This window comes from Actinoplanes sp. CA-051413 (genome assembly GCF_050955795.1).
Lineage (GTDB): Bacteria > Actinomycetota > Actinomycetes > Mycobacteriales > Micromonosporaceae > Actinoplanes.
The window spans coordinates 1,624,430-1,650,210 of sequence record NZ_CP192100.1; the positions used below are offsets into that span (position 1 = coordinate 1,624,430).

Consider the following 25,781-nt stretch of genomic DNA (forward strand, 5'->3'; position numbering starts at 1 on the left):
AAGAATCAGCCGGTGGGCGGCCAGGCCCCGGTCGTGCAGCGGATCCGCCTTCGGTACGCGAAGCGCGGACCGCTGCGCTTCACTTCGCACCGGGACTTCGCCCGGGCCTTCGAGCGCGCGCTGCGCCGGGCCGCCGTCCCGATCGCCTACTCCCAGGGCTTCACCCCGCACCCCAAGATCTCGTACGCGAGCGCGGCACCCACCGGCGTGGGCAGCGAGGCGGAGTATCTGGAGATCGGTCTGCAGGCCGAGGTCGACCCGGCCGAGCTGCGCGCCGCGCTGGACGCCGCGCTCTCGCCGGGGCTGGACATCCTCGACGCCGTGGTGGCCCGGGAGGGCAGCCTGGCCGACCAGATCAACGCCTCGCGCTGGCTGCTGGAGCTGCCCGGGGTCGAGCCGCAGGTCGCCGCCGACGCCGTCGCGGCGTTCCTGGCGGCCGAGGAAGTGCTGGTCGAACGCATGACCAAGCAGGGCCGGCGGTCGTTCGACGCCCGGTCCGCAGTGACCTTCTTCGCTGTGACCAAGCAGTCTGGTGCACCTTCCGGGGCCGCGGTCGCACCGTGTGCGATAATCGACCTTGTCGTGCGGCAGGTCACTCCGGCCGTCCGACCCGATGACGTCCTTTCCGGCCTGCGTGTGGTGGCTGGCCTGGAGCCGCCGGTGCCCGCACGGGTTACCCGGCTGGCGCAGGGCACTCTCACGCCGCAGGGGGAGATCGTTGATCCGTTGGAAGCGGATCGCGAGGGCGCCACCATCGGAGGGCTCTGACCGATTCGGTCGGCGTCCACGTTGGCAGACTTCGGCAGCCCGTCCGACCTGGTCGGGGCCGAAAAACTTGCGGCGACCCTGCGTGGCAGCGCTCACCCGCGCCCGGGGCCGCCAGAACTGGAGAGCGCCCCATGCTCGATAACGAGCGCAATGAGGGCGGTGAACGGGACGGAGCCACAACTCCTCCCGTCGATGCCGCCGAGAGCACCACTCCCGCGCGCCGTACGCGTGCCCCGAGGCGGAAGGCGACGCCCGCTGCCGCACCGGCTGCGGACGCGTCCGGCGCCGAGTCGGGTGCCGCCGACGAGACAGCCGGTGCCGTCGACGCGGCGGTGGAGCAGGCCCCCGCGGCTCCGGCCCGCCGGCGTCGCAAGGCGGCGGCGCCTGCTGCCGCTCCCGCGGCCGAGCCGATAGCCGAGGATCCCGCCGCGGTGGCCGAGAGCCTGCTCAGTGACGCTGAGCCGGTCGCGCCGGTGAAGGCCGTGCGCAGCCGCCGCAAGAAGGCCGTGCCCGCTGCCGCGCCGGTCGAGCCGGTCGAGCCCGTGGTGGAGGAGCCCGCTGCGGAGGAGGAGCCGGTCGCCGAGGCCGCTCCCGTCGCACCGCCGGTCGTGGAGCCGGTCGCGCCGGTGATCGGTGTGCTGCCGCTCGACGACGACCTGGTCGAGGAAGCGCCCGCGCCCCGCACCCGGAGTCGCAAGGCTGCCCTGCCGCCGGCCGTGCTGTTCATGCCGCCGGAGCCCGAGACCGAGCCGGCACCGACCCGGCGCACCCGCCGGGGTGCTGCGGCGGCTCCCGTCGCCGCCCCCGTCGCCGACGAGACCGACGCTGACGAGCCGATCGCCGAGGAGACCGTCGAGCAGGAGCCCGCCGAGGCTCCGCGCCGGGCCACCCGCAGCCGTCGCCGCCGTGGCGCGGCCGCCGAGGAGCCGGTGGAGGTCGCCGACGTCGTCGAGCAGCCCGTGCTGGAAGAGATCGACGAGACCGCCGACGACATCGAGGACGGCGCCGACGACGAGCTCGACGAGGACGGCAACAGCCGTCGCCGCCGTCGCCGGGGCCGTCGTGGCCGCGGCCGGGGCAAGGGCCCGTCCGACGAGGGCGACGACATGGACGCCGAGGCCGAGGCCGAGGGTGGCGCGGAGGGTTCCGCGGACGCCGAGGCCGAGGACGAGGAGGACGCCGAGGACGGCGACGGGGTCACCCGCCGCCGGCGCCGCAGGCGTCGCAAGGGCGCCGGCGACAGCGAGACCGGCGGCATCGAGGACGGCGTGCACACCGTCGTCCGGGTCCGGGAGCCGCGCACCCGCGAACGCTCGGACGAGGTGCAGGGGGTGTCCGGCTCGACGCGGCTGGAGGCCAAGCGGCAGCGTCGCCGGGACGGTCGTGAGCAGCGCCGCACCCGGCCGCCGATTCTGAGCGAGTCCGAGTTCCTGGCCCGCCGCGAGGCGGTCGACCGGGTCATGGTCGTGCGGCAGAAGCCCGACCGGACCCAGATCGCGGTGCTCGAGGACGGCGTGCTCGTGGAGCACTACGTCTCGCGCACCACGTCCGGGACCATGGTCGGCAACGTCTACCTCGGCAAGGTGCAGAACGTGCTGCCGAGCATGGAGGCGGCGTTCGTCGACGTCGGCCGCGGCCGCAACGCCGTGCTCTACGCCGGTGAGGTCAACTGGGACGCCACCGGGCTGGAGGGCCGGGCCCGCTCGATCGAGCAGGCGCTGCGCTCCGGCGACTCGGTGCTGGTCCAGGTCACCAAGGACCCGATCGGGCACAAGGGCGCCCGGCTGAGCAGCCACATCGCGCTCTCCGGCCGGCACCTGGTCTACGTGCCGAACGGCAACGCCTCCGGGATCAGCCGCAAGCTGCCCGACAACGAGCGCAAGCGCCTGCGTGACGTGCTGAAGAAGCTGGTGCCGGACGGCGCCGGGGTCATCGTGCGCACCGCCGCCGAGGGCGCCAGCGAGGACGAGCTGGCCCGCGACGTCAAGCGGCTGCAGGCGCAGTGGGACGACATCCAGGCCAAGGCGGCCGAGGGGCACGCGCCGGCGGCGCTCTCCGAGGAGCCCGACCTGGTCATCCGGGTGGTCCGGGACCTGTTCAACGAGGACTTCCGCGAGGTCGTCATCCAGGGCGAGCAGGCGTACGGCGAGGTGGAGAGCTATCTCGACTCCGTGTCACCCGAGCTGCTCGACCGCCTGCACCGCTACACCGGCGTCAACGACATCTTCGCCGACAAGCGCATCGACGAGCAGATCCTCAAGGGCCTGGACCGCAAGGTCTTCCTGCCCTCGGGTGGTCACCTGGTCATCGACCGCACCGAGGCGATGACGGTGGTCGACGTCAACACCGGTAAGTACACCGGTGCCGGCGGCAACCTCGAGGAGACGGTCACCCGTAACAACCTCGAGGCGGCCGAGGAGATCGTGCGTCAGCTGCGGCTACGCGACATCGGCGGCATCGTGGTGATCGACTTCATCGACATGGTGCTGGAGAGCAACCGCGAGCTGGTGCTGCGCCGGCTGACCGAGTGCCTGGGCCGGGACCGGACCAAGCACCAGGTCACCGAGATCACCTCGCTGGGCCTGGTGCAGATGACCCGCAAGCGGATCGGTGCGGGCCTGCTCGAGGCGTTCACCGAGACCTGCGACCACTGCAAGGGCCGGGGCCTGATCATCCACACCGAGCCGGTGCCGGAGAAGCGCGTCCCGGGCGCGGCGACCCAGGTGAAGGCGGTCGCCGCGGCGGCCCGCACCGAGGCGCCGGCGCAGCAGCCGAGCACCAAGTCGCGGCGCCGGCGGGGCGGCGGCAACGAGCCGGCCCCGGCCGAGACCGAGCAGGTCACGACCGAGACGGCGGCCGACGCTCAGGAGGCTCCGGCGGAGCCGGTGGCGGCCGAGCCCGCCCCCAGCACCCAGGACCGGACGACCCAGAACCGGACGACCCAGGACCGGACGACCCAGGACCGGACGACCGAGGACCCGGCGGCGGAGACGGCGGGCCTGCCGGCCGGCCAGTCCACCGGTACGGTCGCGGCCGGCTCCGGGATCGTGGCGCGCACCGCGCCGGCGGCCACCACGGCCTCCGACGACGACTACGACATCAGTGGTTACGACCTCTCCCGGTACGACACGGGCACCAACGGCGCGGCCCATCCGGCCGAGCCGCTCCAGCTGACCGGGTCGGACGACCCGGACGCGGCGGAGGACGAGGAAGAGGACGGCGACGACGACGAGCCCGTGGGCGCGGGAGCGGGCGGCCGGCGTCGTTCGCGGCGCGGCGGCACCCGGCGGCGGACCCGGCCGTAAGCGTGGTGGCCGGGCGGCCTCGGCGGGGATCTCCCGGCCGGGCCGCCCGGCGCAGCCACACTGATCTATCTCGGTTACCCTCGTGATCCCCCCGAGCCCCACCTGCGAGGAGTACCGATCCCCGATGCGACGCCTGCTGTGCGCGACCGCTGTGAGCGGCGCTTTTCTTCTGCTCGGCGCCGGTTGTTCGGCCGACGATCCGGCCGCCACCACGGCCGCGCCCACGCCGGCCACGTCGGGAGCTGCCGCACCGGCGGCCGGCGGCGGCACCACCGGTTCAGCCGCGGCCACCGCCTCGCCGCAGTCCGGTGACGCGGCGCTGTCGGGCAACAGCTCGGCGATCTGCCAGCAGGCCGCCAAGACCGGCGGCGACGCCGCCAAGAACTTCGCGCAGGACCTGAAGCTGCTCATCGACGCCCAGTCGGCGCAGGACGCCGACCAGGTGGCCAAGGCCAAGGCCAAGACCACCCGGGACGTCGAGAACTACTCGTACGCGCTGACAGACATGTCGAAGCTGGCCTCGGAGCCGACCCTCAAGGCGGCCCTGGCGGACATGGGCAAGCAGGTCACGGCGCTCAAGGGTGACGTCACGAAGATCGATGCCGCCCAGCTCACCAAGCTGCAGGAGACCCTCGACAAGGCCTGTGGTTCGAGCTGAGCGGTCCCCGGTTTGGGTCCGGGGCGTTCGATGAAGTAGTCTTTCTGACGGCGCATTTTCGTGCGCCTGTTCCGTGCGCGCCCTGGCCCATCCCCCTCGGGAAGCCCGGGCGCATGCCGGATCCAGTTTCATCCGCCAGCAGCTTTTCCGCTGCGTAAGTCTCAGGGAGTCCGCGTCGATGTACGCGATCGTCAAGACCGGCGGCAAGCAGTACAAGGTTGCCGAGGGCGACGTGATCGAGGTCGAGAAGCTCGCGGGTGTGCCCGGCGACGCCCTGACCCTCGCCGCGGTGCTCCTCGTCGACGGTGACAACCTGGTGACCGATGCGGCCAAGCTTGCCAGCGTGACGGTGTCCGGCGAGATCGCCGAGCACACCAAGGGTCCGAAGATCCGGATCCACAAGTTCAAGAACAAGACCGGTTACCACAAGCGCCAGGGGCACCGTCAGCCGCTGACCCGCGTCAAGGTGACCGGCATCAAGAGCGGGAAGTAGGGGCAGCCATGGCTCACAAAAAGGGTGCGTCCAGCTCCCGCAACGGCCGCGACTCCGCCGCCCAGCGGCTGGGCGTCAAGCGGTTCGGCGGCCAGCTGGTCAACGCCGGCGAGATCATCATCCGCCAGCGGGGCACGAAGTTCCACCCGGGAGAGCTCGTCGGCCGCGGTGGCGACGACACGCTGTTCGCGCTGGCCAAGGGCAACGTGCTCTTCGGTCACACGCGGGGTCGCAAGACCATCAGCATCGTGCCGGTGGCTGAGTAAGCATCACGTCACAGCGGGCCGCGGACCTCACGGGGTCCGTGGCCCGCTGTTTGCTTTTTCTGGTTTGAGGTAGGAGAACACAGTGTCTTTTACTTTTCGGGTTTGAGGTAGGGAAACACAGTGGCTACGTTCGTCGACCGGGTTGTGCTGCACCTGCAGGCAGGTGACGGCGGGCACGGCTGTGTCTCCGTCCGCAGAGAGAAGTTCAAGCCGCTCGGGGGTCCCGACGGTGGCGACGGCGGGCACGGCGGGGGCATCACGCTCGTCGTGGATCCGCAGCAGCACACCCTGCTGGACTTCCACTTCCATCCGCACGTCAAGGCGCCCAGCGGCACCGGCGGCATGGGGGCCAACCGCGACGGCGCCAAGGGCCGGGACCTGGTCCTGCAGGTGCCCGACGGCACGGTCGTGCAGACCCTCGACGGTGAGGTCATCGCCGACATGGTCGGCGAGGGCACGACCTTCGAGGTCGCCCGCGGCGGTCGCGGCGGCCGGGGCAACGCCTCACTGGCCAACGCCCGGCGCAAGGTTCCCGGCTTCGCCGAGCTGGGCGAGCCCGGTGACCAGCTCGACGTCGTGCTGGAGCTCAAGAGCGTCGCCGACGTCGGCCTGGTCGGCTTCCCGTCGGCCGGCAAGTCGTCGCTGATCTCGGTGATGTCCGCGGCCAAGCCCAAGATCGCCGACTACCCGTTCACCACGCTGGTGCCCAACCTGGGTGTCGTGCAGGCCGGCGACCAGACCTTCACCGTCGCCGACGTCCCGGGCCTGATCCCGGGCGCCGCCACCGGCAAGGGGCTGGGCCTGGAGTTCCTGCGGCACATCGAGCGCACCTCGGTGCTGGTGCACGTGCTGGACGCCGCCGCGCCCGAGATCGAGCGGGACCCGCTGGCCGACCTGGACGCCATCGAGGCGGAGCTGGCGGCATACGGGGGGCTCGAGGAGCGGCCGCGGCTGGTCGTGCTCAACAAGATCGACATCCCGGACGGCCGCGACCTGGCCGAGATGGTGCGCCCCGAGCTCGAGGCCCGCGGCATGCCGGTCTTCGAGGTCAGCGCGGTGACCCGCGAGGGCCTCAAGGAGCTGATCTTCGCGCTCGCCGAGACCGTGGCGGCGCACCGGCTGGCCAAGCCGGCTCCCGAGGCGACCCGGGCCGTGGTGCGGCCCCGCGCGGTCGACGAGAAGGGCTTCACCATCGAGGTCGACGGCGAGGGCGTCTACGTCGTCCGCGGTCCCCAGGTCGAGCGCTGGGTCCGGCAGACCAACTTCGAGAACGACGAGGCGATCGGCTACCTCGGCGACCGGCTCGACCGCCTCGGTGTCGAGGCGGCGCTGGCCAAGCAGGGCGCCAAGGCCGGCAGCCCGGTCCGGATCGGCGACCGCGAGTTCGACTGGCAGCCCAACACCGCCGAGTACGTCTCCGGACCACGCGGCACCGACATCCGCCTGGAAGAGACGAACACCCGGGCGAGCGCGGCCGCGCGACTGGCGGCCCGCCGGGCCCGCCGGGTCCGCGGCGACGACGAGCTGCTGCACATGTCCGAGGACGGCACAGTGTCGTCGGTCTCGATGGCGTCGAAGCCGGTGCTGGTCGAGGACGACGAGTTCGGCGACGACGAGTAGGTCTTTCCGCCGGGTCCCGGCCAGATCCCCGCAACCCGGCGGAAACTGACCCGTTCTAAGGTGTCCAGCGTGCTGATCGAATCGCGTGCCTCGTCCGACGCCGAACTGGCCGCCCTGGTGATCGCGCAGCAGAAAGAGCTGAGCGAGGCCGACGGCGGCGTCGACGGCGTGGTCTACATGCCGCACGACAACGCGGCGTACCTGGTCGTCGTGCTGCACGGGCGCGCGGTGGCGTGCGGGGCGTGGCAGCCGCTGGAGCCCGGCGTGGCCGAGCTGAAACGGATGTACGTGCGACCGGCGTTCCGCGGCCGGGGCATCGCCCGCCAGCTCATCGTGGCGCTGGAGGAGGAGGCGCTGGCCGACGGCCGGCCGGTGCTGCGCCTGGAGACCGGCACCTACCTACCGGCGGCGATCAGCCTGTACCGCTCGGCCGGCTACGTGCCGATCCCGGTCTTCGGCGAGTACGTCGGCAACCCGTACAGCGTGTGTTTCGAGAAGTCGCTGGCGGCGGTCACTTCCCGGTGAGGTCCGCGGTGACGAGTTTCTCGCCCCGCCGGGCGGAGAACTGCGTCGTCATCACCGGACCGGCATGATGGGCGAATGCCGAGCCTGACCCGCGCCGAGGCCACCGCCCGGGCCGCCACCCTCACCGTCACCGGGTACGACATCGACCTCGACCTGACCGCCGAGGGTGACACCTTCCGGTCCCGGACGGTGGTGCGCTTCACCGCCGAGCCGGGCACCACGACGTTCGCCGAGCTGGAGCCGGCCGAGCTGCTGTCGGCCACGCTCAACGGCACGCCGGTGGACCGGGCCGCGCTCGCCGAGGAGCGGCTCACGCTGACCGGCCTGGCCCGGGAGAACGAGCTGGTCGTCGAGGCCCTGATGGCGTACTCGAACACGGGGGAGGGGCTGCACCGCTTCACCGACCCCGCCGACGGCCGCGTCTACCTGTACGCCCACATGTTCCTGGACGGCGCCCGGCGGATCTTCCCGTGCTTCGACCAGCCCGACCTCAAGGCGCCCTTCACGCTGGCCGTGACCGCCCCCGACGGCTGGCTCGTCGCCGCGAACGGGGAGCCGGCCGGTGCTGCCGACGGCGGGCGGTTCCGCTTCGCCGCCACCAAGCCGCTGGCGACGTACTTCGTGTCGCTGATCGCCGGGCCGTACCACTTCCGTACCGATTCCCACGACGGCATCCCGCTGGCCCTCTACTGCCGTCAGGCGCTCGCCGAGCACCTCGACGAGCAGGCCGCGGAGATCTTCACCGTCACCAAGCAGTGCCTGGACCGCTATCACCAGATCTTCGAGGTGCGCTACCCGTTCGGTCACTACCAGCAGGCCTTCGTCCCCGAGTTCAACTTCGGCGCGATGGAGAACCCCGGGCTGGTGGTGTTCCGCGACGAGTTCATCTACCGGTCGGCGGTCACCGACAGCGAGCGCGAGCACCGCGCCATGGTCATCGCGCACGAGATGGCCCACCAGTGGTTCGGCGACCTGGTCACCATGGCCTGGTGGGACGACCTGTGGCTGAACGAGTCGTTCGCCGAGTACCTCGGCACCCGGATCACCGCCGAGGCGACCGCGTTCACCGGCACCTGGACCACGTTCGCGATGCAGCGCAAGGCCTGGGGCATGCGCGCCGACCAGCGCCCGTCCACCCACCCGGTGGCCCCCAGCGACGTCACCGACACCGCGCTGGCCCTGCTCAACTTCGACGGCATCTCGTACGCCAAGGGCGCGGCGGTGCTGCGCCAGCTCGTCGCCTGGGTCGGTGACGAGGCGTTCCTGGCCGGGCTCAACGAGCACTTCGCCGCGCACGCGTACGGCAACGCGACCCTCGCCGACCTGCTCGCCGCTGTCTCGAAGGCCTCCGGCCGGGACCTGACCGCCTGGGCCGACGTCTGGTTGCGCCGGGCCCAGGTCAACACGCTGCGCGCCGAGGTCGAGCGGGACGAGAGCGGCCACTACACGGCCGTCAGCCTCGTGCAGACCGCGCCGGAGGACTATCCGACCCTGCGGCCGCACCGGATCGGCGTCGGGCTCTACGACCGCGGGCCGGACGGAACTGTGGTCCGGCGCCGGCTGCTGGAGGTGGACCTCGATCCGGCGGTGGACGGCGGCCGGACCCCGCTGCCCGAGCTGACCGGGGAACCCGTCCCGGAGCTGCTGCTGGTCAACGACGGCGACCTCGGGTACGCCAAGATCCGGCTGGACGAGAAGTCGGCTGACGCCGTACCGCTGATGTTGCCCCTGCTGGACGACTCGCTGGCCCGGGCGCTGCTCTGGGGAGCGACGCTCGACGCCGTCGTCGACGGCGAGCGGCCGGTCGCCGAGCTGGTCACGCTGGTCCTGGCCGCCCTGCCGGTCGAGCGCGAGGTGGCGCTGGTCGAGGACGTGCTGCGGATGACCCGCACGCTGGTGGACCGCTATCCGACCCCGGAGACCCGGCCCGCCGCCCTGGAGATGCTGGCCCAGGCCAGCGACCGGCTGCTGGCCGCGGCCGAGCCGGGCAGCTCCCGTCAGCTCGCCGCGGTGCGCGGCCTGATCGGCGCGAGTGCCGACGTGCCCCGGCTGCGCGGCTGGCTCGCCGGCGAAAGTGTGCCGGAGGGCGTGACCGTCGACGACGACCTGCGCTGGCTCATCCTGTACCGGCTGGTCGTGCTGGGGGAGGCCGGGCCGGAGGAGATCGAGGCGGCGCTGGCGGGGGATCTGAGCGCCACCGGTGAGCAGCAGGCGGCGCGTTGCCGGGCCGCGTTGCCGGACGCCGAGGCCAAGGCCAGGGCCTGGGAGCTGATCGTCAACGACATGTCCGCCTCGAACCGGATCCTGGAGGCCACCGCGCACGGGTTCTGGCAGCCGGAGCAGCTCGACCTGACCACCGACTATGTGGCCCGTTACTTTGCCGACATGCCGGGCATGCTGCGCCGGCGGACCGGGATGAGCGGGGAGCGGGTGGCCGTCGCGGCGTACCCGTCGGTGGTCGTCAGGCCGCGGACCAGGGAGCTGGCCGCGGAGCTGCTGGCGACGCCGGACCTCTCGGCGATCCTGCGGCGGGTCGTCACGGACGGCGACGACGACGTCCGGCGTGCCCTGGTTGCCCGGGGATAGCGGATTCCGCCCGTTGTCCCCCGTTCGAGCCGTTAGCCTCGGCTTTACGGGGGTGGGGGCTGGTGGAGTGGTCCGAGGAGCTGTCCGGTGGTCTGCTGCAGGCCGCACCGGACGCGATCCTGGTGATGGACGAGGGGCGCATCGTCCTGGTCAACGACCGGGCCGAGGATGTCTTCGGCTGGCCCCGCGGCGAGATGCTGGGTCTGCGCGCCGACACGTTGCTGCCCGACACCGAGCGCGTGCCGGAGCTGGCCGGGCTGCGCCGCGAGGCCGACGACCGCGGCCCCGGCACGAGCCTGATGGGCACGCTGGCCCTCAAGGTGCGCCGGCGCAACGGCACGATCTTTCCGGCCGAGGCGTCGCTGTCGCGGGTGCAGACCCCGCAGGGCCGCCTCACGGTCGCGGTGATCCGGGACATGACCGAGCGCCACCGGTTGCAGGCCGAGGCCGAACGCCAGCGCAGTGAGGTGCAGGAACACCGCAACCAGCGGCTCGAGGCGCTGGGGCAGCTGGCCGGCGGCATCGCCCACGACTTCAACAACATGCTCGGTGTGATCGTCAACTACGCTAACTTCGTGATCGAGGAGGCCGAGGCGCCGGCGCCCGACCTGAAGGCGATCGCCGACGACGCCCGGCAGGTCATCCGGGCCGGCCAGCGCGGCACGGACCTGACCCACCAGCTGCTCAAGTTCGCCCGCCGCGAGGTCGTGCGTCCGCGGGTGCTCGATCTCAACGCGGTCATCGCGGACACCGAGGACATGCTGCGCACCTCGATCGGCGAGCACATCACCCTGATCACCCGGCCGGCCCCGGGACTGCCCTCGGTCACCTGCGATCCCGGCCAGATCGAGCAGCTCCTGGTCAACCTGGCCGTGAACGCCCGCGACGCGATGCCGGCCGGCGGCAACCTGGTGATCGACACCGCCTGCTCACGCCTGGGGGTGGGCGACCATCCCGACCTCGCGCCCGGTGACTACGTACGCCTGCGGATCTCCGACTCCGGCCAGGGCATGGCCCCCGAGGTCATCGAGCGGGCCTTCGAGCCGTTCTTCACCACCAAGGCCAGCGGCGAGGGCACCGGGCTGGGCCTGGCGACCGTCTACGGCATCGTCACCCAGGCCGGCGGCAGCGTCAGCCTGACCTCCGAGCCCGGCCTCGGGACGACGGTGACCATCCTGCTGCCGGCCGGTGCGTCGGAGGAGGAATCGGTCGCGCCCGCGCCCGAACCCGTCGGCACCGCCGGGCACGGCGAGACGCTGCTCGTGGTCGAGGACGAGGACGCCCTGCGCGACGTGGCGGGCCGGATCCTGTCGGGGGCGGGCTACCACGTGCTGACCGCCGACGGCGGGGCGCAGGCCCTGGAGCTCGCCGCCGTGCACGAGGGCACCATCGACCTGCTGGTCAGCGACGTGGTGATGCCCGGCATGCTGGGCAAGGAGCTGGCCGAGCGGCTGGTCTGCGTACGGCCCGACACCCGGGTGCTCTACATGTCCGGGTACGCCCAGCCGGTGCTGGCCTCACAGGGCACGCTGGAGCCGGGGGTGGCGCTGCTGGAGAAGCCGTTCACCGCCGCCGCGCTGCTCACCGCCGTTCGGCGACGCCTCGACGGCTGATCTAGGATTCGCCGGATGCGGGAGCGGCGACGAATCGGGATCATGGGCGGCACGTTCGACCCGATCCACCACGGTCACCTGGTGGCGGCGAGCGAGGTGCAGAGCCGCTTCGACCTCGACGAGGTGGTGTTCGTCCCGACCGGGCAGCCCTGGCAGAAGGGCGCGGTGAGCCCCGCCGAGGACCGGTACCTGATGACGGTGATCGCCACCGCCTCCAACCCGCGCTTCCAGGTCAGCCGGGCCGACGTGGACCGCGACGGGCCGACGTACACCGTCGACACGCTGCGCGACCTGAACGCCGTCTTCGGCGCCACGGCGGACCTGTTCTTCATCACCGGCGCGGACGCGCTCGCCAAGATCCTCTCTTGGAAGGACGCCCTCGAGATGCTCTCGCTGGCGCACTTCATCGGGGTCACCCGGCCGGGCTTCGAGCTCTCCGACGCCCACCTGCCGGCCGACACGGTGACGCTCGTCGAGGTGCCGGCGATGGCCATCTCGTCCAGCGCCTGCCGCCAGCGCGTGGCCGACGGGGAGCCGGTCTGGTATCTGGTACCCGATGGTGTGGTGCAGTACATCGCAAAGCGTGGACTTTATCGGAGCGAAGGTCCGGTTTAGGGCCATTCATCCGGGTAGAGATGTCATACCGGTATGAGAGGCTGGTAACTCTGAAACCGAACGAGGGGAGACCGGTGCCCGTCACCGAACGCGCCCGCGAGCTCGCGCTGACCGCCGCGCAGGCCGCGGCCGACAAGAAGGCCCAGGACATCGTCCTGATCGACGTCGCCGACCAGCTCTACATCACCGACGCGTTCGTGATCGCCTCGGCGGCCAACGAGCGCCAGGTCGGCTCGATCGTCGATGCCATCGAGGAAGCCCTGCTCAACCTGCCCGAGAAGGCCAAGCCCGTCCGTCGCGAGGGTGAGCGACAGGGCCGCTGGGTGCTGCTCGACTACATCGATGTCGTGATCCACATCCAGCACGCCGAGGAGCGGGAGTTCTACGCCCTCGACAAGCTGTGGAAGGACTGCCCGACCATCGAGTTCGTGGATCGTGACCTCGCCGAGGCGGACGCCTCCTCCGGCGCGGCATGACCACTCGCGTCATCGTCTGGCGGCACGGCAACACGGACTGGAACGCGGGTAACCGCGTCCAGGGCCAGACCGACGTGCCGCTCAACGAGCTCGGCCGGCAACAGGCCGTCGACGCCGCCGAGCTGCTGGTCCGGCTGCGTCCCACGGCCCTGGTCGCCAGCGACCTGAGCCGCGCCGCGGACACCGCGGCGGCGCTGGCCGCCCTGACCGGCCTCTCGGTGACCTATGACGAGCGGCTGCGCGAGCGCTCGTTCGGCCAGTGGCAGGGCCTCACCATGGCCAAGGTCGCCCTGACCCGCCCGGTGGAGTTCGCCCGCTGGCGGGCCGGCGCCGACGTCATCGGCGGCGACGTGGAGACCCTGGACGACCTCGGCAAGCGCGTCGCCGACGCGCTGCAGGCCGCGACCGACCGGGTGCCGCCGGACAGCACGATCGTCGTCGCCACCCACGGCGCGGCCGCGCGCTCGGGCATCGGGCACCTGCTCGGCTGGCCCCGCGAGCAGCTGCGCACCCTGCGGGCCCTGCAGAATTGCCACTGGGCCGAGCTCACCCACGACGACGAACGCGGCTGGCAGCTCGGCAGCTACAACGTCGGCCCGTTCGGCGACCGCCCCGTCCCGCCGCCAGTTTGATCTCCGGTGCCGGGAACGGGCGGGGCAGCGGGTAGCGTCCAACCACCATGACTATCCGACGCATCAGCCTGCCTCTGCTCGTCGCCCTGGCCCTCGCGGGCTGCGCCAACGGCGACTCCGCCGGTGCGCCGGGCTCCTCGGTCCCACCCGCCTCGTCGGCTCCGTCGACCCCGTCCGAGGCCCCGACGGAGGAGTCCGCGACTGTGAAGCCCCCGGCCGGCGGCACCCAGACCCTCACCGGCACGATCGCCGCCGGGGTCGAGCCCAACTGCCTGCTCCTCGACAAGCACCTGCTGATCATCAACGATCCCGCCCAGCGCGCCGACGCCAAGCCCGGTGCCTCGGTCACCGTCACGGGCCGCGTCGAGCAGGGCATGATGACCACCTGCCAGCAGGGCACGCCGTTCATCGTCACCACCCTCCGCGCGAACTAGGCCACCATCGGCTACGGTGCCCGCATGCCCGTCGCGGTCGTCACCGACTCCACCGCGTACCTGCCGTCCGAGCTGAGCGGGACGTACGACCTCACCGTCGTCCCGCTCACCGTCGTGATCAACGGCGAGGAGGGCCTGGAGGGCTCCGAGATCTCCCCGGCCGACGTGGCCCGTGCACTGGGCCAGCGGCGGGTCACCGTGAGCACCTCACGGCCGGCGCCGGAGCAGTTCGTGGCCGCGTACCGCCGGCTGCTCGACGCGGGAGCGGACGGGATCGTCTCCGTGCACCTGTCGTCGCAGCTCTCCGGCACCTACGACGCGGCCCTGCTCGCGGCCGGAGAGGTCGGACCGCTGGTCCAGGTGGTGGACAGCGGCACCACGGCGATGGGCCTGGGCTTCGCGGCCCTGGGCGCCAGCACGGTGGCCGGCACCGGCGCGACCCTGGAAGCAGTACGCCAGGCCGCGGTCGACCACTCCGCCCAGGTCAGCACGCTGTTCTACGTGGACACCCTGGAATTCCTGCGCCGCGGCGGCCGGATCGGCGCGGCGTCGGCGTTGCTGGGGACGGCGCTGGCGGTCAAGCCGATCCTGCACGTGGTCGACGGGTCGATCGTGGTGCGCGACAAGGTGCGTACCGCCGGTCGGGCGCTGGCGCGGCTGGTGGATCTGACGGTGGAGGCCTCCGGTGAGGGGGAGGTGGACATCGCGGTGCACCATCTGGGGGCGGCGGACCGGGCGGCAGCGTTGGCTGACGCGGTGACCATGCGGTTGGGTGACCGGCTCCGGGACTGCTACATCACGGAGATCGGGGCAGTGGTCGCGGCCCACGTGGGGCCGGGGGTTGCCGGGGTGGTCGTGCACCGGCGCGTCTGAGCCCGCGCGATGGTCAGTCCTGGCCCGTGTCCTTGGGCCAGCTCTCGCCGCGCCAGCGTGGGGGTGTGAGCTGCTCCTCGGTCAGGTGCGGCACGACCTCCCGCCACGGCCGGATGGTCTCGCCGACCTGCACCTCGTCGGCCACCGGGAGCAGCGCCGGCCCGTCCTGCGGCCACAACGCCCGGGTGCGACCGTTGTCCGCGATCAGCAACTCCGCCGCCAGCGGCAACTGCTCGGCCTGGCGGGCGTACTCCCGCGCAGCGAGCACCCCCTGCGCCCGCCGCACACAGATCTCGTACGGTGAGCCCGGCGCCGCCCGGTAAGGCACCGTGCGCCCGTCGGCGTCACTCACGTAGGCCATCGGGGTGATCGCCCGCGGCGACGCCAGATAGATCGCCTCGGCCTGAGAGAACAACCCCGGCAGGTGATCGCTGTTGTCCGCAGTTACCAGCAGCGTGCCCCGATCGGGCGCGAAGGCGACCGGCTCCCCGCCGACCTGTCCGGCGAGCCCGGCCAGCCACCCGTCGAGCAGCAGATGCGAGGTCCAGTAGGAGTCCCCGTCGTCGATGAACTGCACGACGACCGGTTCGGTGGCCTTGCCCAGCAGCTTCGCCGCGGTCAAGTTGGCCCGCGCGGCCGCGAACACCTCGTCGGCATCGACGTCCCACCCGTTGTCGACGGACACGTACGTCATCGTCTCGGGGTGGTCCACCACGACGAACTCGGCCAGGAACGGCAGCGCGGACCGCCTCAGCGGCGCGCTGACGTCCGAAGGCGTGGTCACGCCCCGCAGCACCGGCCGCAGCAGCGGACGGGCCGCATGCCAGTCCACAGGTAGGCCGGGATTGCGCAGGAACCCCGCGACAAACCGGTCGACCCGACGCCGGCGCCGGCGCCCTCGCGACCGTTGCGCCAGCAGTCCGTCGAGCTCAAGCACACTCGGAACGTCGTCACCGTCCGGAGTGAAACTCACCGAAAAGGTCGCCGAGTGGTATCGGGCGTCGGCGAACCCGGCACGGCGCAGCCTTCTGATGACCTGGCTGGCCAGCCGAGCCCGGGCGACCCTGCGGAAAAACCCCACGCGCAGTGCCTCCTTGCTCTGCCCCCCGGCATCGGCCGCTGACCTTATCGCAGGGCTGTTACCGCTAAACATTCCGACCACCGACCGGTGACAGCCCGCGCCTCCAGATCCTCGTCCTCGACGACGCCCGCATTCAGCCCCGCGGCCCGCACAGCTGCGACGGCGGCCTCGGTCTGCGCTTCGGTGATCTCGGACAGCAGCAGCCCACCAGGGGCGAGCCAGTCGGCGGCACCGGCGACGACAGCACGGAAGACATCGAGCCCGTCGGCGCCACCGTCGAGGGCTGTGCGGGGCTCGTGCAGGCGGGCCTCGGCGGGGAGCAGGGCGAGATGCTCGGTGGCGACGTAGGGAACGTTAGCCAGCAGGACGTCCACGTGACCGCGCAGCTCCTCGGGCAGGGCCGTGAAGAGGTCACCCTGGAAGACCTCCCCGCCGAGGTTGTCCAGCGCACAGGCCACGGCGACGGGGTCGCTGTCCGCGGCGACCAGGCGGATGGTTGGTGCCTTTTCGCGTACGGCGAGTCCGAGCGCACCGGAACCGCAGCAGAGGTCCACCACGGTCTTGCCGGGCGTTCTGAGCTCGGCCAGGGCGGTGTGCACGAGCAGCTCGCTGCGGACCCGGGGCACGAAGACGCCGGGGCGCAGCCGGACCCGTACGCCGCAGAAGTCGGCGAAACCGACGACCTGCTCCAAGGGCTCGCCCAGCGCCCGGCGATCGACGAGCTCGCTGAGATGTGCCGGATCGGTGGCGGCGCTGCCGAGCACGGCGGCCTCATCCTCGGCGAAGACGCAGCCGGCGGCCCGTAGCCGGACGGTGGCCTCGGTCAGGTCGGTAACTGTCACAGCGCCATGTCTAGCAAAGCGGGGGACGGGGCCGGAGGTTATCCACAGTCCGTTTTTATCCACAGGGGGCGGGGCGGGGGAGGTTTGCTTCGGCTTAATTTCGGCCGGTGCGTGAGGCGAGCAATCCCGATGAAGTCAGTGCCAGGCTGCGGACGGTTCTGGCGCCGGTGCGCAGCCGGCCGGTGTCAGGGTCTGTGGGCTCTTCGCGGCCTTCGGGGTCGCCGTGGGCTACGCCGCCGAGGCGGCTGTCCGGCGAGCTTCCTGGTTCAGGGGCGCCCTCCGTTGCCGGGGATTCGTCCGAGCCCGTCTCTTCGGACCAACCGCCTTATCGCGCTGCCCCTGTTCCTTTCGAGCCGCCACCGCCCTCACCGCCCTCACCGGAGCCGGACTTGGTTCACCATGCCCCCTCATCGTCGCCTCCCCGGAGGTCCGCGCTGCCCGAAGGTGGGGATGGTGACGGGGCTTGGCCAGTGCCGGGTGGGCCACCGCTCACCTGGAACGATCTGTTGCCGGGCTGGCCGGATGATGTGACGCTGCAGCCTGAGGAGCCGCGCCCTGCTGTCGCCGCAGCCAGCCCGCCTGCGCCGCCGCCCATCCCCGCCCCCGAAGACCTGGCGACTCGGCCGCCGTGGGCTCCCCCCGAAGCATTGCGGCCGCCTGCCCTGTTCGGGCCCGATGCCGACGACGAATACCCCGGCGAAGAATCTTTGACCGGCGCCGGCGCGTTCGACAGCGCTCCGCGTTCGCGTCTCGGCGCCTTCGACCCCGGCCGTCGCGGGGTGAAGGCGCTGGCTGCGGTGGCGATCCTCGTGGTCGTGATCGCGGCCCTGCTGGCGTGGCGGGCCCGTCCGCGGGTTGATCCGGTAGCTCCACCCGGCATCGACCCCGCCGCCGCGGACGCCTCCCTCGCGGACGACTCGGACGACTCGGACGCAGCTGGACCAGCGACCAGCGCTCCGGCCGGACCAGGCGCCAAGCCGTCCTCGCCGGCTGCGGTGGTCGTGGCGGTCGGCGGCAAGGTCCGCAAACCCGGACTGGTCGAACTACCGCCGGGTGCCCGCGTGGCGGACGCTCTGCAAGCGGCCGGCGGCGCCAGCCCGGGCGTCGATGTGGCCCCGCTCAACCTGGCCCGCAAGGTCGCTGACGGTGAACTCATCATGGTCGGCGTCACGCCACCGCCGGGCGCTGCTCCGACCGGCGCTGCCGGTCCCGCAGCACCCGGGCAACCTGGTGCCGGGCCGATCAACCTCAACACCGCCACCCTCGCCGACCTCGACACACTCCCAGGCGTAGGACCGGTCCTGGCCCAGCGCATCTTGGAGGCCCGCGATGCCCAGGGCGGCTTCAAGGCGGTCAGTGACCTCCGCCAGGTGAGTGGCATCGGCGCAGCCCGCTACGAACAACTCAAAGACCTGGTGACCGTGTGAGCCGCGAGGCCGGCAACCATCCGTCAGAGGATCGCGTGCCGGATCTTCGGCTGGCGAGCTTCGCGGTTGCACTGTGGCTCGCTGCGCTGGCTTCGCTCTACCTGTCCGCGCGTTGGGGCCTCATCCTCGGCGCTGGGGCGCTGTCGGCGGCCGCAGGCACAGCCCTGATCCACCGCATACCGCGTGCCTTCGATGACTCACGACGAGAAGCGGTGCGTTGGCTGGTTGCTGCTGCCTTGCTAGGCGCTGGCTGCGGAGCCGTGGCCACCGCCGCGCGGGTCAGTGTTCGGGATGCCGGGCCGGTTGCTGCGCTTGTTGATGCCGGTGCCACCGTACGAGTGGATCTTGTGGTGCGGGATGATCCGCGGGCCTTGCGGGGGTCGCCCGGGCTGCCGGCCACCTACCTGGTCGCGGTCGAGCTGACCTCGGTGTTTCCCGAGGACGGGTCGCGGCTGCGGCTTTCGGTGCGGGCGCTCGTGCTGGGCTCCGATCCGGCCTGGCAACCGCTGCTGCCCGGCCAGCGTGCCTCGGTCAAAGGCCGCCTGATGGCCCCTCGTGGGGGCGACCTGCGGGCTGCCGTCCTGTCGGTGAAGGACCCGCCCGTGCTGCACGGGCGTTCGTCGTGGACTCAGCGCGCCGCGGGCACGCTGCGTGCCGGTCTGCAACGAGCCTGCGCGCCGCTGCCGGACGACGTCGGCGGCCTGCTGCCTGGCCTGGTCGTCGGCGATACGAGCCGGCTCGACGACGCGCTGGAGGAGGACTTCCGCACGACCGGAATGACGCATCTGAACGCCGTGAGCGGCGCCAACGTGGCGATCATCCTCGGGGTGGTGCTGTTCGCGGTGCGGTGGACCCGGGCCGAGCCGCTGCTCACCGCTCTCGTCTGTGCCGTCGCGCTGGTCGGCTTTGTCATCCTGGCCCGGCCGTCACCCAGCGTGGTGCGAGCCGCCGCGATGGGGGCGATCGGACTCATCGGGCTGGCCGCCGGGCGTCCGCGCGCCGCCTTGCCCGCCCTGGCCGCCGGGGTGGCAGTGCTGATCGTCGTCGACCCGGAGCTCGCGGGCGACATCGGCTTCGCGCTGTCCGTGCTGGCGACCAGCGGCCTGCTGCTGCTCGCACCGAAGTGGCGGGACGCCCTCCGGCGCCGGGGATGGCCGCTGCTGGCCGCTGAGGCGCTGGCTGTGCCCGCCGCCGCCCAGGTGGCGTGTGGCCCGGTTGTCGCCGGGATCTCGAGCTCTGTGAGCCTGGTCGCCGTACCCGCCAACCTGCTTGTGGTGCCCGCGATTGCGCCCGCCACGCTGTTCGGGGTCTCCGCCGCTGTGCTGTCGCCCGTCTGGCCGGTCGGTGCTGAGTTCGCCGCCTGGCTGGGGCAGTGGCCCGCTCGGTGGCTGGTGCTGGTCGCGACGTACGGCGCCCGGGTGCCCGCGGGTGCGCTGCCGTGGCCCGGTGGCGTGCTGGGCGCCCTGCTGCTGGCTGTGGTCACGGTCGCGCTGCTCATCGCCGTACGGCGGCCGCTCGTCCGGCGGTTGGTGGCGGTTGTCTCGCTCGGGGCGATGCTCGGGGCCCTGCCCGTACGGCTGATCGCGTCGGGGTGGCCGCCGCCGCGCTGGCTGATCGTCACCTGCGCTGTCGGCCAGGGCGATGCAATCGTGCTGCCGGCCGGCGCTGGGCGTGCGGTCGTGGTCGACGCCGGACCGGAGCCGACCTCCGTCGACCATTGCCTGCGGCGGCTCGGCGTACGGCAGGTCGTGCTCTTCGTCGTCAGTCACTTCCACGTCGATCACATCGGTGGGATCGCCGGCGTCTTCCGCAACCGCTCTGTCCTGGGCGTGATCACGCCGGACTGGCCGGAGCCACCGGGCGGTCGTGCCCTCGTCGCCGCGCAGGCCGCCGGTGCCCGGGTGCCGATGCTCGCGGTGGGGCCGGGCTGGTCGTACACGGTGGGTGGGCTCGCGCTGACGGTGCTGGGGCCGTACGAGCCGTTGCACGGCACCAACTCCGACCCGAACAACAACTCCCTGGTGTTGCGGGCCCAGCTCGACGGTCGCACGGTGCTGCTGCCCGGGGACGCCGAGACCGAGGAGCAGCAGGCACTGCTCAACCATCTCGGGCCCGCGGCGGTACGCGCCGACGTGCTCAAGGTGTCGCACCACGGCTCGGCGTACCAGTTGCCGGAGTTCCTCGACGCTGTCGACCCCGCCGTGGGGCTCGTGTCGGTCGGGGCCGGCAACGTCTACGGGCACCCGAACACCTCCCTGCTCGCGCGGCTGAGCCGGGGCGGGACGCGGATCCTGCGTACCGATCGGGGCGGTGACCTCGCCGCCGTCAACACCGGCTCAGGTCTCGCGGTCGTGGCTCGCGGCGACCCGCCGCAATGACCTGTCACGTCCGGTGGCGCGCCCTCGTCCTCATGACAACGACGAACCTAAGGAGTACGAGCATGAAGGTCGCAGTGGCCGGCGGCACGGGTCTGACCGGCCGCCACGTCGTCCAGGCGCTCAAGGATGCCGGTCACGAGCCGGTGGTGCTGGCCCGGTCGACCGGCGTTGATCTCGTGACCGGCGCCGGGCTGGAGGCGGCGCTCGCCGGGGTCGACGCCACCATCGACGTGAGTAACGTGACGACGCTGAAGCGCGCCGAGGCGGTCGGCTTCTTCGAGCGAGCCGGGCGTCACCTGCTCGACGCCGCCGCGCGGGCCGGGGTACGGCATCACGTCGCGTTGTCCATCGTCGGCATCGACCGCGTGCACACGGGCTACTACCAGGGCAAACTGCGGCAGGAGGAGATCATCCGCGCTGGCTCGGTGCCGTGGACCGTGCTGCGGGCGACCCAGTTCCACGAGTTCGCCGAGCAGATCCTCGAGCGGATGCCGGGACCCGTCGCCCTGGTGCCCCGCCTGACCGTGCAGCCTGTCGCCGTACGGGAGGTGGCCGAGGCCCTTGTCGAGCTGGTCGGCGGCGAACCGCAGAAGGCCGCGCCCGAGCTGGCCGGGCCGCGGGTGGAGTCGCTGTCCGACATGGCCCGGCGGCTGGTCCGGGCCGGCGTCGTCCGCCGGCGTGCCGTGGTGCCGCTGTGGCTGCCCGGGCCGATGGCGCACGGAGGGCTGCTGCCCACCGGTCCCGGGCCGCGGGGCACGCAGACCTTCGAGCAGTGGCTGGCCGGACGGCGTGGGTGACGGTTCGCGCAGCGTTCACCCGGCGGCCGGGCCCGGGAACATCGGTGATCATCAACTTCGTCGTAGGGTCCACGTATGTCGACGTCTCGTGTTCGTGCAGCGCTGGCCGGGGTCGTGGGAGCGGTCCTGGTCGTGACGCTGACGCCGGTCGTGGCGGCCGCCGCCGCACCCGCTGTGGTGCCGCTGGTCGACGATCCGGCGAGCTATGTGGATCCGTTCATCGGGACCACCCGCGGCGGCAACACGTGGCCCGGCGCGACCCGGCCGTTCGGCATGATCGCCTGGAGCCCGACCAGCACCAACGGCGACCAGACCAACACCGGCGCGGCCAACGGCTACGAGTACAACGTCACCAAGGTGCGTGGCTTCAGCCTGACCCACGTCAACGGCGCGGGCTGCAGCCCGGGGGCCGCCGGGGACGTGCCGATCATGCCGTACGTGGGGGACGTCACCACTTCACCCACCGCGGACACCCGTGATCAGCAGTACGTCTCGACGTTCGCGCACGCCAACGAGTCCGCCACCCCCGGCCGGTACACAGTCGGGCTAGACAACGGCGTACGGACCGACCTCGCCGTCAGCACCCGGGCCGGCGTCGGCGACTTCACCTTCCCCACCGGCTCGGCCGCCAACCTGCTGTTCCGCACGTCCAATTCGCTCAACGGCAGCGAGGACGCCGAGATCACCATCGACGCCGGCAGCCGTACCGTCACGGGGTCGGTGCTCACCGGCGGCTTCTGCGGGCGCCGGGGCAACGGTGGCGGGGCGACCAACCCGAACCGCCGCTCTTACTACCGGCTCTACTTCAGCGCGGCCTTCGACCGTGACTTCGCCCGGACCGGGACCTGGCAGAACGCGACCGTCACCCCGGGCGGCACCACCGCCACCGGGGGAGAGGGCTACCTCACCGGCGCGGACCGGGCCGGTAAGGGCTCCGGCGGCTGGGTGGGCTTCGACACGGCCGCCGGCGGGGCGGTGCGCATGCGGGTCGGCATCTCGTACGTGAGCCCGGCCGGCGCCGCCGCCAACCGGGACGCCGAGGTCCCCGCCACCGCCACCGTCGACTCCGTTGCCGCGGCGGCCCGCGACGCCTGGAACACCGAGCTCAAGCGCATCCGGGTCGGCGGCGGCACCGAGGCGCGGACGAAAGCCTTCTACACCGCGGTCTACCACTCGCTGATGCAGCCGCAGACGATGAACGACCTGGACGGCCGCTACCTCGGCGCCGACCGGCAGATACACAGCATCCGGGCCGGCCAGCGGGCGGCGTACGGCACGTTCTCCGGCTGGGACCAGTACCGGGCGCAGATCCAGTTCCTCGCGCTGCTGCGGCCCGACGTGGCCGGGGACATGGCCCAGTCGATGCTGGACTTCGCCGCCCAGAACAACGGCATCTGGGACCGCTGGCTGCACCTCGGCGCCCCGACCCACGTCATGACCGGTGACCCGGCCGCGCCGACGCTGGCCACGTACTACGCCATGGGCGCCCGCAACTTCGACTCCCGGGCGGCGCTCGACTCGCTCGTCCGGCAGGCGACGGTGCAGAATCCGGACGCCCTCTCCGACGCCGGTTGCCCCGGTCAGTGCCTCGGGCAGCGGCCGACGCTCAACACGTACCTGGCGCTGAAGTACGCGGCGAACGACATCTGCCACTGCTGGGGCGGTGCCGCGGAGACCCTGGAGAACTCGCTGGCCGACTTCTCCCTGGCGATGTGGGCACGGCGGGCCGGGCGCAACGACCTGTACCGGCAGCTGCTGCCGCGTGGCGACTACTGGAAGAACACGTACAACCCGGCGGTCGGGTACCAGGCGGCGCGGCGGGCGGACGGCAGCTGGCAGAGCGGCTTCACGCCGTCGACGGATGTGGGCTTCGCGCAGGGGTCCAGTGCCACGTACACGTGGATGGTGCCGCAGGACGTGTCCGGGCTGGCGGCGCTGATGGGTGGGCGTACGGCGGCGGCGACCCGGCTGGACGGGCTCTTCCACGACGAGAACGGCAACTGGGCGGTGCTCGGCGGCAACGCGCTGCGCTACGACCCGACCAACGAGCCGGGCATCCATGTGCCGTGGATGTACAACGGGCTCGGCCAGCCGTGGAAGACCCAGGAGACTGTGCGGCAGATCGTCGACACCGCGTACGGGACCGGTCCGGCGGGCCTGCCCGGCAACGACGACCTGGGCACGATGAGCGCCTGGTACGCGTTCGCGGCGATCGGCATGTTCCCGCAGGTTCCCGGCCGGGCGGAGATGCTCCTGGGCAGCCCGGTGTTCACCCGCGTCGTGATCGACCGCAGCAACGGCGTCCGCCTCACGGTGAACGCGAACTCCGCGGGCCCGTACGTCCAAGGGCTCAAGCTGAACGGCTCGACGCTGCGCCGCTCCTGGCTCCCGGAGTCGTTCGTGCAGACCGGCGGCACGGTCACCTTCACGCTGGCGACCAGTCCGAACAAGACCTGGGCCACCGCGTCCGCCGACCTCCCGAAGGACCACTGACGACCGGCCGGGCGTCGATCGTCACAACGACACGCCCGGATTAGGCCGACCGTTCCCTTCGACCCCGGGCGATCGGTTCGGATGTGGGTGGGATCACCTTCGTCCGGCGAGCCAGACATTCAGCCTGATCGAGAACCATTACGGCGGCGGCCGCATGGCGGATCACCGATATGTCTGGTTTCGCGTTCCTCGGTCAGCGGGCTGCGCGCAGGAGTGAGTCGTGCGGAAGCGTCAGACCTTCGTGCGAAGATTTCCGACGTGAACACCGCGTCCCCGGCACCGTTGCTGCTCGTCCAAGGCGACGAGGAGTTGCTCGCTGCCCGGGCGATCGCCGCCGCGGTCGCCGCCGCGCGGGCCGATGAGCCCGGCGCGGACGTCCGCGAATACGAGGCCGGTGCGCTCAGCGCCGGTGAGGTCGCCGAGATGCTCAGCCCGTCGCTGTTCGGCGGGCGCCGTGTCCTGGTCGTCCGCAGCGGGCAGGACGCGCGCAAAGACCTCGTCGCCGCGCTGCTGGCCTACGCCAAGAATCCGGACCCCGACGTCTCGCTGATCGTCTCCCACGTGGGTGGCGCCAAGGGCAAGGCGTTCGCCGACGGGCTGCGGGCCGCCGGCGCGACCGTCGTCGCCGTCGCCAAGCTCAAGGGGGAGCGCGAGCGGATCGCGTTCGTGCGTGACGAGTTCCGGCGCAACGGTGGCCGGTGCGACGAGGCCGCCGCGTCCGCGCTGCTGGCGGCGGTCGGCACCGACCTGCGGGAGATCGCCGCCGCCTGCTCGCAACTGCTCGCCGACACCGATGGCAAGATCAGCGCGGCCGTCGTCTCGCGCTACTACAAGGGACGCGCCGAGGTCAGTGGCTTCGCGGTGGCCGACGCCGCCATGGTCGGTGACGTCCCGGGTGCGCTCGAGGCGCTGCGCTGGGCCCTGCACGTGGGTGTCGACCCGGTGCCGATCGCCGACGCGATCGCCGACGGTGTGCGCACGGTGGCCCGGGTCGCTTCGGCCGGCCGCGGCAACCCGTACCAGATGGCCAGCTCGCTCGGCATGCCCGCGTGGAAGATCCAGAAGGCCCAGGAGCGCAGCCGCGGCTGGACGCCGGAGGGCCTGGTCGACGCGATGCGCGCGGCGGCCGATTGCAACGCGGCGGTCAAGGGCGGTGCCGAGGACCGGGGGTACGCACTGGAGCGCGCTGTCTTCGCCGTCGCCGCTGCCCGTAACTCCGGCGGCTCGCGATGACCCGGTCACGCCGGGCCGGGCTGTCCCGTGACGAGGCCCGCCAGCAGCCGCTCTACGCCCGCATGCTGGGTCTGCAATATCTCGCGCCCGGTGGCTTTCTCTGCTTCGTGTTCCTGGAGGGCGCCGTCGCGCTGGGCATCCTGCTGGCGCTCGCCGAGCTGGTCAGCTGGTGGGGCGTGCTGGCGCTGCCGCTGACCGTGGCGGCCATGGTCAAGCTCAACGACGTGGTTGCCGGCGCGTTGATCCGTCCCGCGACCACCCGGCCGCCGGTTGCCGGGGTTCGCGCTTCCGCTGCCTCACCGGGAGCGGCGACGGTTCGTCTGTCGCCCGCCGTAATTGCGCAGGTCAGCGCGGCTGCGCCGGAGGGCGGGTCACCTGCGCTGCGCCCGGCCGTCGTTCGGCGAAGCACCACAGACCTGGCTTCCGGGCCGCCCGACGAAGATCGCTGGACCCCGGCCGCCATGGACGCGAGCGCGCTGAACGGTCCGCCGGTGACCCGGCAGTGGACCGAGGACCTCGACGACAGCCAGCAGCGTGCACGACAGTCGGCAGCCCGCCGCTACGAGTAGGCGGGCGCGCCCCTCCCACTGCCTGACTGTGTCACCTGACCGGGGAAACAACTCAGGCACCGCTGAACCCGGAGGTTCGGCGGTGCCCAGAGGTGTG

Annotated in this window: 22 protein-coding genes; 20 read left to right on the forward strand and 2 right to left on the reverse strand. The window is 72.1% G+C overall.

Going from position 1 to position 25,781, the window contains the following annotated elements; all coding sequences use genetic code 11:
* Positions 1 to 72: 72 nt before the first annotated feature.
* The 14 genes from ACQP2Y_RS07765 (at position 73) to ACQP2Y_RS07830 (ending at position 14,864) form a co-directional block, all read left to right on the forward strand.
* Complete coding sequence (locus ACQP2Y_RS07765) at positions 73 to 768, forward strand: TIGR03936 family radical SAM-associated protein (protein WP_433731819.1); 696 nt, start codon at positions 73 to 75, stop codon at positions 766 to 768.
* A gap of 131 nt (positions 769 to 899) precedes the next feature.
* A complete protein-coding gene (locus ACQP2Y_RS07770) occupies positions 900 to 4,073 on the forward strand; it encodes an Rne/Rng family ribonuclease (protein ID WP_433725879.1) in 3,174 nt (1,057 codons plus the stop codon).
* A 124-nt stretch (positions 4,074 to 4,197) separates the two neighbouring features.
* Positions 4,198 to 4,731 carry a hypothetical protein gene (locus ACQP2Y_RS07775; protein WP_433725881.1) on the forward strand — a complete coding sequence of 178 codons (534 nt, stop codon included), beginning with the start codon at positions 4,198 to 4,200 and terminating at the stop codon, positions 4,729 to 4,731.
* A gap of 178 nt (positions 4,732 to 4,909) precedes the next feature.
* Positions 4,910 to 5,224: a 50S ribosomal protein L21 gene (rplU, locus tag ACQP2Y_RS07780; protein ID WP_203770857.1), complete on the forward strand. Its 315-nt coding sequence runs from the start codon at positions 4,910 to 4,912 to the stop codon at positions 5,222 to 5,224.
* Positions 5,225 to 5,232: 8 nt separating this feature from the next.
* Positions 5,233 to 5,490 carry a 50S ribosomal protein L27 gene (gene rpmA / locus ACQP2Y_RS07785; protein ID WP_203770859.1) on the forward strand — a complete coding sequence of 86 codons (258 nt, stop codon included), beginning with the start codon at positions 5,233 to 5,235 and terminating at the stop codon, positions 5,488 to 5,490.
* Positions 5,491 to 5,610: 120 nt separating this feature from the next.
* Positions 5,611 to 7,110 carry a GTPase ObgE gene (gene obgE, locus ACQP2Y_RS07790; protein WP_433725884.1) on the forward strand — a complete coding sequence of 500 codons (1,500 nt, stop codon included), beginning with the start codon at positions 5,611 to 5,613 and terminating at the stop codon, positions 7,108 to 7,110.
* 69 nt (positions 7,111 to 7,179) lie between these two features.
* Complete coding sequence (locus ACQP2Y_RS07795; protein WP_360816606.1) at positions 7,180 to 7,635, forward strand: GNAT family N-acetyltransferase; 456 nt, start codon at positions 7,180 to 7,182, stop codon at positions 7,633 to 7,635.
* 75 nt (positions 7,636 to 7,710) lie between these two features.
* Positions 7,711 to 10,221, forward strand: coding sequence for an aminopeptidase N (gene pepN, locus ACQP2Y_RS07800; protein WP_433725886.1), 2,511 nt, complete (start codon positions 7,711 to 7,713; stop codon positions 10,219 to 10,221).
* A 62-nt stretch (positions 10,222 to 10,283) separates the two neighbouring features.
* A complete protein-coding gene (locus tag ACQP2Y_RS07805; RefSeq protein ID WP_433725888.1) occupies positions 10,284 to 11,834 on the forward strand; it encodes a hybrid sensor histidine kinase/response regulator in 1,551 nt (516 codons plus the stop codon).
* Between the two features lie 15 nt (positions 11,835 to 11,849).
* Positions 11,850 to 12,449: a nicotinate-nucleotide adenylyltransferase gene (nadD, locus tag ACQP2Y_RS07810; protein ID WP_433725890.1), complete on the forward strand. Its 600-nt coding sequence runs from the start codon at positions 11,850 to 11,852 to the stop codon at positions 12,447 to 12,449.
* A 74-nt stretch (positions 12,450 to 12,523) separates the two neighbouring features.
* Positions 12,524 to 12,925 (forward strand): ribosome silencing factor, encoded by a 402-nt coding sequence (gene rsfS, locus ACQP2Y_RS07815; protein WP_203770871.1) that lies wholly within the window; start codon positions 12,524 to 12,526, stop codon positions 12,923 to 12,925.
* Complete coding sequence (locus ACQP2Y_RS07820; RefSeq protein WP_433725893.1) at positions 12,922 to 13,557, forward strand: histidine phosphatase family protein; 636 nt, start codon at positions 12,922 to 12,924, stop codon at positions 13,555 to 13,557. Before rsfS ends, ACQP2Y_RS07820 begins: the two co-directional genes overlap by 4 nt.
* A gap of 47 nt (positions 13,558 to 13,604) precedes the next feature.
* Positions 13,605 to 13,991, forward strand: coding sequence for a hypothetical protein (locus ACQP2Y_RS07825; protein ID WP_433725895.1), 387 nt, complete (start codon positions 13,605 to 13,607; stop codon positions 13,989 to 13,991).
* Positions 13,992 to 14,015: 24 nt separating this feature from the next.
* Positions 14,016 to 14,864 carry a DegV family protein gene (locus ACQP2Y_RS07830; protein WP_433725897.1) on the forward strand — a complete coding sequence of 283 codons (849 nt, stop codon included), beginning with the start codon at positions 14,016 to 14,018 and terminating at the stop codon, positions 14,862 to 14,864.
* Positions 14,865 to 14,877: 13 nt separating this feature from the next.
* Here ACQP2Y_RS07830 and ACQP2Y_RS07835 read toward each other — a convergent pair whose 3' ends face one another.
* Positions 14,878 to 15,801: a hypothetical protein gene (locus tag ACQP2Y_RS07835; protein WP_433725899.1), complete on the reverse strand. Its 924-nt coding sequence runs from the start codon at positions 15,799 to 15,801 to the stop codon at positions 14,878 to 14,880.
* 188 nt (positions 15,802 to 15,989) lie between these two features.
* Positions 15,990 to 16,787: a putative protein N(5)-glutamine methyltransferase gene (locus ACQP2Y_RS07840; RefSeq protein ID WP_433725901.1), complete on the reverse strand. Its 798-nt coding sequence runs from the start codon at positions 16,785 to 16,787 to the stop codon at positions 15,990 to 15,992.
* A 533-nt stretch (positions 16,788 to 17,320) separates the two neighbouring features.
* Between ACQP2Y_RS07840 and ACQP2Y_RS07845 the strand changes: the two genes are divergently transcribed.
* The 6 genes from ACQP2Y_RS07845 to ACQP2Y_RS07870 all read left to right on the forward strand — a co-directional run bounded on the left by ACQP2Y_RS07845 (position 17,321) and on the right by ACQP2Y_RS07870 (position 25,684).
* On the forward strand, positions 17,321 to 18,214 hold the full coding sequence (locus ACQP2Y_RS07845; protein WP_433731821.1) for a helix-hairpin-helix domain-containing protein: 894 nt from the start codon (positions 17,321 to 17,323) through the stop codon (positions 18,212 to 18,214).
* Entirely contained in the window at positions 18,211 to 20,592 is a 2,382-nt protein-coding gene (locus ACQP2Y_RS07850) for a ComEC/Rec2 family competence protein (RefSeq protein ID WP_433725903.1), read from the forward strand. The genes ACQP2Y_RS07845 and ACQP2Y_RS07850 overlap by 4 nt, the downstream gene beginning before the upstream one ends.
* Positions 20,593 to 20,654: 62 nt before the next feature.
* On the forward strand, positions 20,655 to 21,389 hold the full coding sequence (locus ACQP2Y_RS07855) for an SDR family oxidoreductase (RefSeq protein WP_433725905.1): 735 nt from the start codon (positions 20,655 to 20,657) through the stop codon (positions 21,387 to 21,389).
* 75 nt (positions 21,390 to 21,464) lie between these two features.
* Positions 21,465 to 23,882 (forward strand): GH92 family glycosyl hydrolase, encoded by a 2,418-nt coding sequence (locus tag ACQP2Y_RS07860; protein WP_433725907.1) that lies wholly within the window; start codon positions 21,465 to 21,467, stop codon positions 23,880 to 23,882.
* A 249-nt stretch (positions 23,883 to 24,131) separates the two neighbouring features.
* Positions 24,132 to 25,115, forward strand: coding sequence for a DNA polymerase III subunit delta (gene holA, locus ACQP2Y_RS07865; RefSeq protein ID WP_433731823.1), 984 nt, complete (start codon positions 24,132 to 24,134; stop codon positions 25,113 to 25,115).
* Complete coding sequence (locus ACQP2Y_RS07870) at positions 25,112 to 25,684, forward strand: hypothetical protein (protein ID WP_433725909.1); 573 nt, start codon at positions 25,112 to 25,114, stop codon at positions 25,682 to 25,684. Before holA ends, ACQP2Y_RS07870 begins: the two co-directional genes overlap by 4 nt.
* The last annotated feature ends 97 nt before the right edge of the window (positions 25,685 to 25,781 follow it).